16 protein-coding genes are annotated in these 14,199 nt (G+C 61.2%); 8 read left to right on the forward strand and 8 right to left on the reverse strand.

All coding sequences use genetic code 11. The features are described from left to right. Nucleotides 1–104 precede the first annotated feature (104 nt). The 5 genes from JNB88_RS12500 to JNB88_RS12520 all read right to left on the reverse strand — a co-directional run bounded on the left by JNB88_RS12500 (nt 105) and on the right by JNB88_RS12520 (nt 3,904). Nucleotides 105–329: a sulfurtransferase TusA family protein gene (locus JNB88_RS12500; RefSeq protein ID WP_220355717.1), complete on the reverse strand. Its 225-nt coding sequence runs from the start codon at nt 327–329 to the stop codon at nt 105–107. 4 nt (nt 330–333) lie between these two features. Then, nucleotides 334–1,560, reverse strand: coding sequence for a L,D-transpeptidase family protein (locus JNB88_RS12505; RefSeq protein ID WP_220355718.1), 1,227 nt, complete (start codon nt 1,558–1,560; stop codon nt 334–336). Nucleotides 1,561–1,750: 190 nt separating this feature from the next. Further along, a complete protein-coding gene (locus tag JNB88_RS12510) occupies nt 1,751–2,704 on the reverse strand; it encodes an acetyl-CoA carboxylase carboxyltransferase subunit alpha (protein WP_037132250.1) in 954 nt (317 codons plus the stop codon). A 62-nt stretch (nt 2,705–2,766) separates the two neighbouring features. Next, the gene (gene xerD, locus JNB88_RS12515) at nt 2,767–3,723 is read right to left on the reverse strand and encodes a site-specific tyrosine recombinase XerD (protein WP_220355719.1); all 957 of its coding nucleotides are present in this window, start codon (nt 3,721–3,723) and stop codon (nt 2,767–2,769) included. A 4-nt stretch (nt 3,724–3,727) separates the two neighbouring features. Beyond that, nucleotides 3,728–3,904 (reverse strand): hypothetical protein, encoded by a 177-nt coding sequence (locus tag JNB88_RS12520; protein WP_220355720.1) that lies wholly within the window; start codon nt 3,902–3,904, stop codon nt 3,728–3,730. A 146-nt stretch (nt 3,905–4,050) separates the two neighbouring features. On the opposite strand from JNB88_RS12520, the gene JNB88_RS12525 reads away from it, so the two are divergent. From JNB88_RS12525 to JNB88_RS12540, 4 genes are all read left to right on the forward strand, one after another. Beyond that, the gene (locus JNB88_RS12525; RefSeq protein WP_037132255.1) at nt 4,051–4,641 is read left to right on the forward strand and encodes a shikimate kinase; all 591 of its coding nucleotides are present in this window, start codon (nt 4,051–4,053) and stop codon (nt 4,639–4,641) included. Then, complete coding sequence (gene aroB / locus JNB88_RS12530; RefSeq protein WP_220355721.1) at nt 4,638–5,768, forward strand: 3-dehydroquinate synthase; 1,131 nt, start codon at nt 4,638–4,640, stop codon at nt 5,766–5,768. Before JNB88_RS12525 ends, aroB begins: the two co-directional genes overlap by 4 nt. Then, nucleotides 5,765–7,075: an HlyC/CorC family transporter gene (locus tag JNB88_RS12535; RefSeq protein ID WP_037132260.1), complete on the forward strand. Its 1,311-nt coding sequence runs from the start codon at nt 5,765–5,767 to the stop codon at nt 7,073–7,075. The genes aroB and JNB88_RS12535 overlap by 4 nt, the downstream gene beginning before the upstream one ends. A gap of 67 nt (nt 7,076–7,142) precedes the next feature. Next, on the forward strand, nt 7,143–7,622 hold the full coding sequence (locus JNB88_RS12540) for a DUF2938 domain-containing protein (protein ID WP_220355722.1): 480 nt from the start codon (nt 7,143–7,145) through the stop codon (nt 7,620–7,622). A 62-nt stretch (nt 7,623–7,684) separates the two neighbouring features. Here the strand turns inward: JNB88_RS12540 and JNB88_RS12545 are convergent, their stop codons facing one another. Beyond that, a complete protein-coding gene (locus tag JNB88_RS12545; RefSeq protein WP_037081939.1) occupies nt 7,685–7,966 on the reverse strand; it encodes a BolA family protein in 282 nt (93 codons plus the stop codon). 99 nt (nt 7,967–8,065) lie between these two features. Between JNB88_RS12545 and JNB88_RS12550 the strand changes: the two genes are divergently transcribed. The 4 genes from JNB88_RS12550 (at nt 8,066) to JNB88_RS12565 (ending at nt 12,948) form a co-directional block, all read left to right on the forward strand. After that, nucleotides 8,066–8,677, forward strand: coding sequence for a J domain-containing protein (locus JNB88_RS12550; RefSeq protein ID WP_220355723.1), 612 nt, complete (start codon nt 8,066–8,068; stop codon nt 8,675–8,677). Between the two features lie 312 nt (nt 8,678–8,989). Next, entirely contained in the window at nt 8,990–9,982 is a 993-nt protein-coding gene (cobS, locus tag JNB88_RS12555) for a cobaltochelatase subunit CobS (RefSeq protein ID WP_220355724.1), read from the forward strand. A gap of 12 nt (nt 9,983–9,994) precedes the next feature. Then, nucleotides 9,995–11,896 (forward strand): cobaltochelatase subunit CobT, encoded by a 1,902-nt coding sequence (cobT, locus tag JNB88_RS12560; protein ID WP_220355725.1) that lies wholly within the window; start codon nt 9,995–9,997, stop codon nt 11,894–11,896. A gap of 20 nt (nt 11,897–11,916) precedes the next feature. Continuing rightward, entirely contained in the window at nt 11,917–12,948 is a 1,032-nt protein-coding gene (locus JNB88_RS12565) for an esterase-like activity of phytase family protein (RefSeq protein WP_220355726.1), read from the forward strand. Nucleotides 12,949–13,082: 134 nt separating this feature from the next. Here JNB88_RS12565 and JNB88_RS12570 read toward each other — a convergent pair whose 3' ends face one another. Further along, nucleotides 13,083–13,718 (reverse strand): queuosine precursor transporter, encoded by a 636-nt coding sequence (locus tag JNB88_RS12570; RefSeq protein ID WP_037132275.1) that lies wholly within the window; start codon nt 13,716–13,718, stop codon nt 13,083–13,085. 116 nt (nt 13,719–13,834) lie between these two features. Continuing rightward, nucleotides 13,835–14,131, reverse strand: a complete 297-nt coding sequence (rpmB, locus tag JNB88_RS12575; RefSeq protein ID WP_016556451.1) for a 50S ribosomal protein L28 — start codon at nt 14,129–14,131, stop codon at nt 13,835–13,837. Between the last annotated feature and the right edge of the window lie 68 nt (nt 14,132–14,199).

Raw genomic sequence — 14,199 nt, forward strand, 5'->3', positions numbered from 1 at the left:
GGCGGGAGGAGCGCGAGGAGACTCAGCTAAATTGGCCATATCGGATCATCTTCCGGCTGCAATCTCAACCGGAAAGTGTAGGAAAATAGCGTAAGGGGCGAGAACTATCCCTTGCGGATAAGGAAGCGGTGGCCGGTATCGGTCTTTTCGGTCTCCACGAGCTCGTGGCCGTCCTCGTTGCAGAAATGCGGGATATCGATACCGGCAAGCGGATCCGTCGTTTCGACCTGGATCAAGGCGCCGCTGACTAGGGAGGACATCCTGCGCCGTGTCTTCAGCACCGGAAGCGGGCATTTGAGCCCGCGCAGATCGTAGAGAATGGCGCTCACGCCATCAGTCCTTGCCCCAGAACTTCCAGAACGGCTTCTTCGAGGCGACTTCCACTGCCTCCGGCTGCTCCACCGGCGCGAATGCCAGCGGGCTCGGCGTGGGCACTGGAACCTGGGTTGGTACGGCTGCTGCCACTGCAGTTGCCTCGGGTGCGGCAGGCTTGGTCGGGGAAGCGCCGGGGGCCGCGTTTGCGGTGACCGCGGAGGCAGTCTTGTTCGCCATCATCTCTTCGAGTTCGGCGACCTTGACCATCTTGCCAGCCTCAAGCGAGGTGCCGGTGGGTGCGTAGGCCAGTTCACGTCCCTTGCGGAGCTTGGCGACCACGGCCTTGCGCTCGGCTTCGCTTGGATCGTACCAGACCATGCCGTCGTACTTCTTCATGGCCTTGGCGTAATCGGCGTCGTAGGTCTTGCCGTAGGAAGCAAGGGCGGCTGTCAGCGGCGCCGGCGTTGACATTGCCGGGCACGCGCCGGCCGGATTGAAGATGCCGTTGCCGACAGCCTGCTGATTGAAGACATACTTCTTTTCGCAGACGTTTACTTCAGGAGGACGCTTCGTGACCTCGAAGTTGTCGTAGCCGACTTTCAGCATGTTCCAGAACTCGATGTTCGAGTTCAGGCGATGCCGCACCATGTTCTCGGCGGTCATGCGGAAGGGGAAGGCCTGAAGCTGTACCGTCGACTGGCCACCTGAAAAAGCATCGCGAGCGAAGGCGTAGATTTCCAGCACCTGCTCGTCGGTCATCGAGTAGCAGCCTGACGAAGAACAGGCGCCATGGATCATCAGGTTCGTGCCATTACGGCCATTCACGGCGTCATAACGGTTCGGAAAGCCGGTATTGATCGCGAGATAATACTTCGAGTTTGGATTGAGGTTGGCGCGCGTCAGGTTGTAGAAGCCTTCCGGCGCCTGCCGGTCGCCCTCTTTGACCTTCGGACCGAGGCGGCCGGACCATGCGCAGATCTTGTAGTCGGCGATCTTGTCGAAGCGATTGTCGGTTTTCGCCTTCCAGATCTCAAGCGCGCCTTCTTCCTTGAAGATGCGGATCATGATCGGCGAATTGCGCTGCATGCCCTTGGCCGACATCTCGGACAGGATCTTCGGCGGCAGCGGCTGCTCTACCTTGTTCCTGACTTTGGAGAGATCGACCTGGGCTGTTTCCAATGCGTCGTTGCAGCCGGCCAGGGCCAGCGCCATCAGGGAAACATATGCAAAGTGACGAATGCGCATTCAAAATAGCCCATCAACAGTATGCAATCCGGCTTTGACCAGCGCGGAGCGAATCATAGGCTGACTATGGTTCACAAACTCTTAGCAGCCTATGAAGCGCGCTCGCGTCCCCCGCAAGTAGGAATGTTACTGATAACATTATTGTGGCCAAGGTTTGGCCTTATTCAAAGCAGGGCCGCGTGCTTGTGCACTACAAATTGCGGCCCATGTTGAGAAACTTCTGCCTTCGGTCGTTGCGAAGCTGCTCGCCGGTGCGGTTGGAGAGTTCTCCGAGAGCATTGGCAATGACGTCGCCGGTTGCGGCAATAACACTGTCCGGGTCACGGTGCGCTCCGCCGAGCGGCTCGCTGATGATGCCGTCGATGATGCCAAGCGCCTTCAGATCGTCGGAAGTGATCTTCATGTTGGTGGCCGCTTCCTTGGCGCGGGCGGAGTCGCGCCAGAGGATCGAGGCTGCACCCTCAGGCGAGATGACGCTGTAGATTGCGTGCTCCAACATGTAAACGCGGTTGCCCGTGGCGATCGCGATTGCGCCGCCCGAGCCGCCTTCGCCGATGACGACGGAAACGATCGGCACCTTCACTGAAAGACACATCTCGGTCGAGCGGGCGATGGCTTCTGCCTGGCCGCGCTCTTCGGCGCCGACGCCCGGATAAGCGCCTGCCGTGTCGACGAGGGTGATGACGGGAAGGCCGAAGCGGTCGGCCATCTCGAGAACGCGGATCGCCTTGCGATAGCCTTCCGGACGGGCGCTGCCGAAATTGTGCTTCAGGCGGCTCTTGGTGTCGTTGCCTTTTTCCTGGCCGAGAACGGCGACGGGCTGGCCGCGGAAGCGGGCCAGGCCTGCCTGAATCGCAGCGTCTTCAGAAAACTTGCGGTCGCCGGCGAGCGGCGTGAATTCCTGAAACAGCGTCTTGGCGTAATCGACGAAATGCGGTCGCTGCGGATGGCGCGCAACCTGCGTCTTCTGCCAGGCGTTGAGCTTCGAATAGATGTCGACCATCGCTTCGCGAACGCGAACTTCGAGCCTGCCGATTTCATCTGATGTGTCGATGCTCTCGTCTTCCGAGGCGAGCTTCTTCAGTTCGATGATCTTGCCTTCGAGGTCGGAGATCGGCTTTTCGAAGTCGAGATAGTTGTGCATGAGGTGCGTTTCCGTTCCTTTTGCCGGGGCTGCCTTTTTCAGCTCGCCCTTTGTTGCCGGTCCTATTCCTGCTTTTTGGCCTGTTTGGCAAGGGGGTGGTGCGTTTGGACCAGTTGTTGAAGCCGTTCCTCCAACACATGCGTATAAATTTGCGTGGTTGAAATGTCCGAGTGGCCGAGCAGTTCCTGTACGACGCGAAGATCCGCGCCATTGGCGAGCAGATGACTTGCGAATGCGTGCCGCATGACGTGCGGCGAAATCATAGATGGGGTGAGACCTGCCCGGATCGCAAGATTTTTCAAGTCACGCGCGAAAACCTGACGCGGCAGATAGCCTTCCCTGGAGGCTGCGGGGAACAGCCAGGGGCTTTCCTGAGATGCTTTGGTGGCGGCCGCGTTCTCAGTGGCAAGCATCCGGCCGTAGAGCTTCATTGCAACAATCGCAGACTGCGACAACGGCACAAGCCGTTCCTTGTTCCCCTTGCCGCGGATCATCAGGAAGCGCCCATCCTGGTCGAGCACTCGGGCAGGCAGCGAAACGAGTTCGCTGACGCGCATGCCGGTTGCATAGAGCAGTTCGAGCAGTGCCAGCATCCGAAGTCGCTGCAATTGTCCGGGTGCCGGATCCTGGGCTTCGGATTCCGCCTGTTCCAGCAGCCGCCCGACCTCGTCTACCCCCATCGTCTTGGGCAGTGCCCGGCCTTTCTTCGGCGCGTCGAGAATGCCGGTCGGATCGTCGGTGCGTAGCCCCTCGGCGTAGAGGAACTTGTAGAACTGGCGCATCGCCGCCAGCCGCCGCGCCTGGGAAGAAGGTTTGAACCCCTGGGCGGCGAGGGAAGAGAGATAGGCCGAGAGATCTGCCGATGCCGCCTCCAGCAGGCGCACGCCCTTGCCGTTCAGGAAGCCGTGCAGGTCGTCAAGGTCGCGTTCGTAGGAGGAAAGCGTGTTGGCCGCCGCACCCCGCTCGGCGCTCATCATTTCCAGAAAGGCTTCGACGTGAACCCAGCCGAGATCCTTCATCGGCTCACTTCTTGGACGGGTTGATGGCGCCGGTGGCGGGAGGGTTGACCCGCTCGGACGGGATACGGATCGTCACGTCTCGCTCCTGCGGTTCGACGAAAACGACCAATGCCCACATCGTTCCGTATATCGCGCCGGCGATGATCGCCAATACGGCAAGAAAACGGAACAGACTCGGCATTCAACAACTCCATGGCTCCGCTTCTTTATGAAGAAGCCTGTTTGCAAGTGCAAGAAGGCGGTTTTGATCTACGTTTCCCTAGTCCGCGACTTGACGCTACACCTGCATTTGTCGATACCGTTCGCAAACAAAGTGTGAATGGACCAATGAGCGACCCAGTTCTGACCGTTGCCGAAAGCTTGAAAGACAGGGCTCGTGCCGCGCTCGGTTCTCGCAATCTGATCCTCGTGGGTTTGATGGGGGCAGGAAAGTCTTCGGTCGGCCGGATCGTTGCCCATCAGCTCGGTATTCCCTTCGTCGACAGTGACGCCGAGATCGAAAAGGTCTCCCGCATGTCCATCAGCGAGCTTTTCGCCGCCTATGGCGAGGAAGAGTTCCGTGCCCTTGAAAGCCGTGTCATGAAGCGCCTTCTAAAGAACGGTCCGCGGGTGGTTTCCACCGGCGGCGGCGCCTTCATCAACGATCGCACGCGCAAGCACATCAAGAGGGGCGGCCTTTCGATCTGGCTGAAGGCGGACCTCGACGTTCTCTGGGAGCGGGTCAGCAAGCGCGACACGCGGCCGCTGCTCAAGACCGAGAACCCCAGGCAGACCCTCGAAAACCTGATGAACGCCCGCTATCCAATCTATGAACTCGCCGACCTCACTGTTCTTTCGCGTGACGTGCGCAAGGAATTGATGGCCGAAGAGGTCCTGAAAGCCGTGGTTGACGGCCGAACCGAAAGTGCAGCTGGATGAATGCGATTGCCACCGCCCCCGAACGCAAGGTTCACGTACCGCTCGGTGAGCGCGCCTACGATATCCTGATCGGACCCGGCCTGATCGCCCGCGCCGGCGCTGAGATCGCAGCGCGCCTGAAGGGCCGCAAGGCGGCCGTCATCACCGACGAGCACGTCGCGCCGCTCTATCTGGAAGCGCTGGTCCAGAGCCTCGAGGCCGCAGGCATCGCGTCCGCAACGCTCGTGCTGCCGGCGGGTGAGAAGACCAAGAGCTTCGAGCATCTGATGACCGCGTGCGACAAGGTGCTCGAGGCGCGGATCGAGCGAAACGACTATGTCATCGCGCTCGGCGGCGGCGTCATTGGCGATCTTTCCGGCTTTGCTGCCGGCATCATCAGGCGGGGCGTGCGTTTCGTACAGGTGCCGACCTCGCTGTTGTCGCAGGTCGACTCCTCGGTCGGAGGCAAGACCGGCATCAACAGCCGCCACGGCAAGAACCTGATCGGCGTGTTCCATCAGCCGGACCTGGTGCTGGCCGACACCGACGTTCTGAATTCGCTGAGCGCGCGCGAATTTCGCGCCGGCTATGCCGAAGTCGCGAAATACGGCCTGATCGACAAGCCTGACTTCTTCGCGTGGCTGGAAGCCAACTGGCAGGCTGTTTTTGCCGGTGGTGCGGCGCGCATCGAAGCGATCGCTACGAGCTGCCAGGCAAAGTCCGACGTCGTCGTTGCCGACGAGCGCGAGACCGGACAGCGCGCACTCCTCAACCTCGGCCACACCTTCGGCCACGCGCTGGAGGCAGCCACTGCCTATGACAGCGCGCGCCTCGTCCATGGAGAAGGCGTCTCGATCGGCATGGTTCTGGCGCACGAGTTCTCGGCGCGCATGAATCTTGCAAGCCCGGATGCCGCCCGCCGTGTCGAAAGCCACCTGAAGGCAGTCGGCCTGCCGACCCGCATGTCAGAAATTCCGGGTGCGCTGCCGCCGGCCGAAGTGCTGATGGATGCGATTGCCCAGGACAAGAAGGTGAAGGGCGGCAAGCTGACCTTCATCCTGACGCGCGGCATAGGCCAGTCCTTTGTCGCCGACGATGTTCCCGCTTCGGAAGTGTTGAGCTTCCTCAAGGAGAAACACCCGCAATGACCTTCGACGGCACGCTGGCATTTCTTTCCGTGTACTGGCCGGAAATCGTCTCCATCGTGGCCCTCGTTCTCATGTCTGCGTTCTTCTCCGGTTCGGAGACGGCGCTGACGGCGGTTTCCCGCAGCCGCATTCACACGCTCGAAGCCAATGGCGAGGAACGCGCAGGCATCGTGCGCCAGCTCATCGAGCGTCGCGATAGGCTGATCGGTGCGCTGCTGATCGGCAACAATCTTGCCAACATCCTGTCCTCGTCGCTGGCAACCAGCCTGTTCCTCGGCCTGTTCGGCAACTCCGGCGTGGCGCTTGCGACGCTCGCCATGACTGTGATCCTCGTCATCTTCGCCGAAGTGCTGCCGAAGAGCTGGGCGATTTCGATGCCGGAGCGTTTCGCGCTGAATACCGCCGGGGCAGTCAAGTTGTTCGTTGCCGTGGTCGGCCCGGTGGCGTCCTTTGTCAGCGCGATCGTACGCTGGATCCTGTCACTGTTCGGGATCAACCTTTCTCGTGATACTTCGATGTTTTCGGCGCACGAGGAGCTGCGCGGCGCCGTCGATCTGCTGCATCGTGAGGGATCGGTGGTGAAAGCCGATCGCGACCGCCTGGGCGGTGTCCTCGATCTCGGTCAGCTCGAACTCTCCGACATCATGGTCCATCGAATGGCCATGAGGGCGATCAACGCGGACGATCCGCCCGAGGTGGTCGTGCGGACGATCCTCGAAAGCCCGTTCACCCGCATGCCGCTGTGGCGCGGCTCGACGGACAATATCATCGGGGTCGTGCACTCCAAGGATCTGCTGCGTGCTCTTGCCGAGCGCGATGCCGAGCCTGAGCATCTCGATATCGTCAAGATCGCCCAGAAGCCGTGGTTCGTGCCAGACAGCACCAGTCTTGAAGCGCAGCTGAACGCCTTCCTGCGCCGCAAGCAGCATTTCGCCGTCGTCGTCGACGAATACGGCGAAGTGCAGGGCATCGTCACGCTGGAGGACATCCTCGAGGAGATCGTCGGCGATATTTCCGACGAGCATGACATCGACATCCAGGGCGTACGCCAGGAGGCGGACGGTTCGATCGTGGTCGACGGAAACGTGCCGATCCGCGACCTCAACCGCGCGCTCGACTGGAATCTGCCGGACGAGGAGGCGACGACCATCGCGGGCCTCGTCATCCACGAGTCGATGACGATCCCGGAAGAGCGTCAGGCCTTCACCTTCTATGAAAAGCGCTTCATCGTCATGAAGCGCGAAAAGAACCGCATTACCAAACTTCGGATCCGACCGGCTGAGGAAAACGAGGCGGGTCCGGCCTGAGGCGAGCATCCTACCCATGGTCACGGTGGAGAGGAGTCTGCCGCGACATCACCATTATGGATTTGATATGTTTGATATTTTCTGGCGCGCTGTTGCTATCGGGGTCGGGGCGACCGTCCTCATGGACATCTGGGCAATCGTCTATGCAAAGGCTACCGGCACGCCGCTGCCGAACTGGGCACCGGTCGGTCGCTGGTTTTGGCACCTGAAGGACGGCAAGGTCTTCCACGACGATATCGGCACGGCCGCGCCCTACGAGCATGAACTCGCCCTCGGCTGGATCGGCCATTATGCGGTCGGCATTCTCTACGGCATTCTGCTGGTGCTTCTGACCGGTCCGGGCTGGCTGGCGGAGCCGACGTTCCTGCCGGCGTGGATCTGGGCGATTGTTACTGTCGGTGCCGGCTGGTTTCTGCTGCAGCCTGGCCTTGGCATCGGCTGGGCAGCATCAAAGACGCCGAACCCGAACACGGTTCGCTTCCTCAATCTGGTGGCGCACACTGTGTTCGGCTTCGGGCTCTTCGCGACGGCGCTTCTGATCCGCTAAAAACGATGTGGCCGGCCGCATTGGAAAGCGCGGCCCGCCTACCCATATAGAGGCGGCGCCCGCTACCAGCGCACCGGTTCGCCTGGCGCTGCCGGTTCGACGGCGAGCGCGTGCAATCCTGCATCCAGCTCTGGCTTCAAAAGCTCCGTGATCGCTCGATGCCGCGCCAGTCGCGGCATGCCGGCAAACTTGGCGGACACGATACGCACCCGCATGTGGGTCTCGCCGGTCCCCGTTATGTCAGGCTGATGGCCCGCATGAAGATGGCTTTCATTGATGACGCTGAGGCGCTCAGGCGCGAACGCGGCGGTCAGCTTTTCTTCGATGCGGGTCTGCAGGGTCATGGTCTCGTTGCTTTGCGAAAAGGTTCCCACCAAGCCAGCAACATTTCGGTTTGTCAATTCTTGTTGTCGCCTCTTGGGAGGCCTAAAATTAGAGCCGTCATGAGACTCGATTCCAAATACTTCGACCGCATCCGCACCCGCCGCAAACGCGAGCAGGAAACCGAACAGGCTCCCCCTTCCTGTCAGTGGGACGGCTGCGACAAGAAAGGCGCGCATCGCGCTCCCGTCGGGCGCAATGCCGAGGGGCAGTTCTTTCTGTTCTGCTTCGAGCACGTCAAGGAATACAACAAGGGCTACAACTATTTTTCCGGCCTCTCCGACGGCGAGATCGCGCGCTATCAGAAGGAAGCGATAACGGGCCATCGCCCGACCTGGACGGTCGGCGTCAACAAGTCGGCCAAGGACAGCCCGCTGCATTCGGATATGCGCTCGGGTTCCTACCGCGTCCGTGATCCCTTCGGCTTCGTCAACGGCACCAAAAGCAACGGTCCGCGCTTTCCGGAGCAGCGCAAGCTGAAGACCCTGGAAGCGAAGGCTTTCGACACGATGGGCCTTGAAGCCAGCGCCACCTCCTCGGAGATCAAGAGCCGCTACAAGGAACTCGTCAAGAAGCACCATCCGGATGCCAATGGCGGCGACCGTGGTTCGGAGGAAAGGTTCCGCGCCGTCATCCAGGCCTATCAATTATTGAAGCAGAACGGTTTTTGTTAATTCCTGTCCTTGCTCTTGGTCTTCAATCAGGTATGGTCCCAAATCGGCTGAGGCCGCAGGCAACCGCGGCATAAGTTTCTGCGTTTGTCCCACAGGCGCCTCGGCCACTTCCGGGCGCGGCGTTTCTTGTCCGGGACTTTGTTCAAGAATGCTCGCTAGCGGTAGATTATCGCCCCCGAGGTTTCGTTTCAGTCCCGGAGAAGCATCGCCGACGTTCCGACATGAACGAGCGCGGGGTCGACTGCGGCGTCATGGTTGCGAAATGGGCTGAGACAGTATGGCCGGGTGTCCGCCACCCGCCTTGGAGACATGATGAGCAAGATTGACCTTGATATTTCGGAGATCCCGGACACCACCGTTTCGGTCAGGGAGGTCTTTGGGATCGATTCCGACATCCGCGTGCCGGCTTACAGCCAGGGCAGCGCCTATGTTCCGGACCTCGATCCCGATTATCTCTTCGACCGCGAAACCACGCTCGCCATTCTTGCCGGCTTTGCTCACAACCGGCGCGTGATGATCTCCGGCTATCACGGCACCGGTAAGTCCTCGCACATCGAACAGGTCGCCGCGCGCCTCAACTGGCCCTGCGTGCGTATCAACCTCGACAGCCACGTCAGCCGTATCGACCTCGTCGGCAAGGACGCCATCGTCGTCAAGGACGGTCTGCAGGTTACCGAATTCAAGGATGGCATCCTGCCGTGGGCCTACCAGCACAATGTCGCGCTCGTCTTCGACGAGTACGATGCCGGTCGCCCTGACGTCATGTTTGTCATCCAGCGCGTTCTGGAATCCTCCGGCCGCCTGACCCTGCTCGACCAGAGCCGTGTCATCCGCCCGCACCCCGCCTTCCGCCTGTTCGCGACCGCAAACACCATCGGTCTCGGCGATACGACCGGCCTCTACCATGGCACGCAGCAGATCAACCAGGCGCAGATGGACCGTTGGTCGATCGTGACCACGCTGAACTATCTGCCGCACGACCATGAAGTGAACATCGTCGCCGCCAAGGTGAAGACTTTCGGCAAGGACAAGGACGGCCGCGATACCGTCTCCAAGATGGTCCGCGTTGCCGACCTGACGCGTGCTTCGTTCATGAACGGCGACCTGTCGACCGTCATGAGCCCGCGTACTGTCATCACCTGGGCCGAAAATGCCGAAATCTTCGGCGACATCGCTTTCGCCTTCCGCGTGACATTCCTCAACAAGTGCGACGAGCTGGAACGTCCGCTGGTGGCCGAGCACTATCAGCGCGCTTTCGGCGTCGAGCTGAAGGAAAGCGCCGCCAACATCGTTCTGGAGGCTTAAGGCCGACCGATCATGGCTGCTCGCGGTGACAATTCGAAAGCAAAGCCCGGCTCGCCTGTCGACGTCGAACCGTTGCGCCGGGCAATAACCGGCAGCGTACGCGCGATTGCCGGCGACGGCGACGTCGAGGTGACCTTCGCCAATGAACGCCCGGGAATGACAGCCGAGCGGATCCGCCTGCCGGAGCTCTCCAAGCGTCCGACGCTGCATGAACTCTCCGTGACGCGCGGGCTCGGCGACTCGATGGCGCTCAGGCTTGCCTGCCACGACGACAAGGTGCACGCGACCATGGCGCCGCAGGGCTCCGACGCGCGCGCGATCTTCGACGCCGTCGAGCAGGCGCGCGTGGAATCGATCGGCGCCCTGCGCATGGAAGGCGTTGCCTCAAACCTTCGGTCGATGACCGAGGAGAAGTATTCGAAGGCGAATTTCTCCGGCATCGAACGGCAGGAAGATGCGCCAATCGGCGAAGCCATGGCCATGTTGGTGCGCGAGAAGCTGACCGGCGAGAAGCCTCCGGCCTCAGCCGGCAAGGTGCTCGACCTCTGGCGCTCGTTCATCGAGGAAAAGGCCGGCACCGAACTCGAAAACCTTTCGGGCGTCATCAACGACCAGCCGGCTTTCTCTAAGGCGATCCGCAACATGCTTTCGGCCATGGAGATGGCGGAAGAGTATGGAGACGACGACAGTGAGCCGGATTCCGACGACGATTCGGAGCAGGAAGACCAGCCGAACGGCGACGAGCAGGACCAGGACGAAGTCGATGAGGACGCCGGTTCGGATGCCGCACCCGTAGAGGACAGCGAAGTCGTCGACGAGCAGATGGAGGACGGCGAGACCGAAGGCGCCGAAATCTCCGACGACGACATGCAGGAAGAAGGCGAGGAAGATTCCGAGACGCCGGGGGAAACCCGACGCCCGAACACGCCTTTCGACGACTTCAACGAGAAGGTCGACTACCACGTCTTCACCGAGGAATTCGACGAGACGATCACCGCCGAAGAACTCTGCGACGCCGCCGAGCTGGAGCGCCTGCGCGCCTTCCTCGACAAGCAGCTCGCGCACCTGCAGGGCGCCGTCGGCCGCTTGGCCAACCGCCTGCAACGCCGCCTGATGGCGCAGCAGAACCGTTCCTGGGATTTCGATCTCGAGGAGGGCTATCTCGACCCGGCACGCCTGACGCGGATGATCATCGATCCGATGCAGGCGCTCTCCTTCAAGATGGAGCGCGACACGCAGTTCCGCGATACGGTCGTGACGCTTCTGATCGACAACTCCGGCTCGATGCGCGGCCGCCCGATCACGGTCGCGGCCACCTGCGCCGATATCCTGGCCCGCACGCTTGAGCGTTGCGGCGTCAAGGTCGAGATCCTCGGCTTCACGACGAAGGCCTGGAAAGGCGGACAGGCGCGCGAAAAGTGGCTCGGCAGCGGCAAGCCGCAGACGCCGGGCCGCCTCAACGATCTGCGTCATATCATCTACAAGTCGGCCGACGCGCCCTGGCGTCGCGCACGGCCGAATCTCGGCCTGATGATGCGCGAAGGATTGCTTAAGGAAAACATCGACGGCGAAGCGCTGATGTGGGCGCATAACCGCCTGATCGGCCGTCGTGAGCAGCGCAAGATCCTGATGATGATCTCCGACGGTGCGCCGGTGGACGACTCGACGCTGTCGGTCAATCCGGGCAACTACCTGGAGCGGCATCTGCGTGCCGTCATCGACCGGATCGAGACGCGCTCGCCGGTAGAGCTTCTGGCAATCGGCATCGGCCATGATGTGACGCGCTACTACAGGCGCGCCGTAACGATCGTCGATGCTGACGAGCTGGCCGGTGCGATGACCGAGCAGCTTGCGTCGCTCTTCGAAGACAAGACCGCCCAGCCGCGGGGCGGTCGCCTCCGCCGCGCCGGCTAACGCGAAAGGGCGCTTTCTGGATGCTCCGGAAGTCCTTCGCCAGCCTGATATCAATTGCTTTCGGGCTGGCGGCTCTCGTTCCACCGGCACTTGCCGATGGCGACGTTGAGGTCCGCAGTCGCGTCATCACCGATTTCAAGATCGGCTCCGATGAGACGAAGTTCGGCACCCTCGAATTTCTCGGCGGGCTGGAAATGGTGTCACCACAGAGACTGTTCGGCTCGTTGTCGTCGATCCGGTTTCGATCGGACAGGACGCATTTCGTTGGCGTGCTCGATACCGGTCACTGGATGACGGGTCGCATCGAGCGTGATCCGCAGGGGCGCCTCTCCGGCGTTGCTGATGTGGCGATCACCCCAATGAAAAACCGGGTAGGGCGCAGCTTCGAAGGCAAGGGACATATGGATGCCGAAGGCCTGGCGCTGCACGGCGATCAGATTTTTGTGTCCTTTGAACAGCAGCACCGCGTCGACGTTTATCCTGATCAGGGCTTCGAAGCATCGCGTGCGATCGATACGATCCCTCTTCCCTTTCCGAGGAAATCGCTGCGGGCCAATCGCGGTTTCGAGACGATCGCCGTTGCGCCCGTCGACAGCGCCTTGAAGGGTGGCACACTGATCGTCGCGGAGCGCAGCCTGGATGCCGACGGGAATGCCTATGCGGCGATCCTCGATGGACCGCTGGAGGGGCGCCTGTCGCTTGCTCACTACGGCGATTTCGATGCGACGGACGGAGCGTTCCTGCCTGACGGTGACCTGCTGCTTCTGGAGCGCCGCTTCAACATGGCGGAAGGCATCGGAATGCGAATCCGCCGCATCAAGGCCGCTGACATTCGCCCCGGCGCGGTGATGGACGGCGAGGTCCTGCTCCAGGGCGACTTCAGCTATCAGATTGACAACATGGAAGGTCTGGATGTTTTCGCCGCAGAAGATGGCACGACGCATGTGGTGATCGTCTCCGACGACAACCATTCCATCCTGCAGCGGAATCTGATGCTGGAGTTCCGGCTGGTGGAGCCGCGAGCCGGCGACACGGCCCGCTTGCAGAACTGAACCTTGCATCAGCCGCCGATCACTCAAGCAGCCTAGCCGCAAGATAGCCAGTCGCGCACAGAGCTTCCGTGTGCTCGAACGCAAAACGGCGGAGCATCGCCCCGCCGTCCGTCCGAGATACCGGCTTCGGGCTTTTAGTTAGCGCGTGCGGCCTGCATCGGGCGCAGCACATTCATCAGTGCGCCGTAGGGCAGCAGCATCACCAGGCCGACGATCATCTTCACCGAGAAATCGCCGATCGCCCAGGAGATCCAACGCGGAGCCTCGGTCGTGAGGACGCCGAGAACAGGCGCGGACTCGAGCGCGAAGGGATCGTTCGGGCCAAAGAAGACGAAGAAGGCCGCAAAGGCGAAGGAGAAGAAGATCACCGTGTCCAGCATCGAGCCAACAAGCGAGCCGACCAGCGGCGCGCGCCACCAGGCCTGACGACGCAGGCGGTTGAAGACCGAGATATCGAGCAATTGGCCGGCGAGATAGGCCGAGCCGGAGGCGATCGCGATACGCGGAAGCGACGTATAGAAGGACAGCGCCACGCCAACGACGAAGCCGGCGAAAACCACCTTGCGGGCAGCCTGAGGTCCGAACTGGCGGTTGGTCAGGTCGGTGATGAGGAAGGCGACGGGATAGGTGAAAGCACCCCAGGTCAGGATGTCGGCCAGGTTGATGCCGGCCAATTCGGCATTCAGCGGGAACTGCACGAGGAAGTTCGAGGCGACGACAACGAGCGTCATCAGTGCGACATAGATAAGCGTAGAGCGTGTCGTCAGCATTTTTTTATCCTGGGGTATGCCACCAGTTAGAGGAACAGACCGACAAAGCAAAAGGCCTGTCCGGAGATCATCCGTGCAAGCCTTTTGAAGCCGTATGTAGAAGAAGCGGTCGAAGCTTACGCAGCAGCGGCTTCGGCAGTCTTCTTGACGATCTGGCGGCGCAGCAGACGAGCGCGCATCGACAGTTCGTTTTCGCTTGCCTTGATCAGGAAGGCATCGAGACCGCCACGATGCTCGACGGAACGAAGAGCAGCAGCCGAAACGCGAAGACGGTAACGCTGGCCGAGCGCGTCGGAGATCAGCGTAACCTGGCACAGGTTCGGGAGGAACCGGCGCTTGGTCTTGTTGTTGGCATGGCTGACATTGTTGCCAACGAGGACTGCCTTGCCGGTCAATTCGCACATGCGGGACATGGAACACCTATTCTTGTTTTTCTCGGCCATCAGTTGCGTGCCCACAGAAAATCGGGCTAGCAATCCAT

It is taken from the genome of Rhizobium cauense (assembly GCF_019511525.1).
Classification (GTDB): Bacteria; Pseudomonadota; Alphaproteobacteria; order Rhizobiales; family Rhizobiaceae; genus Rhizobium; species Rhizobium cauense.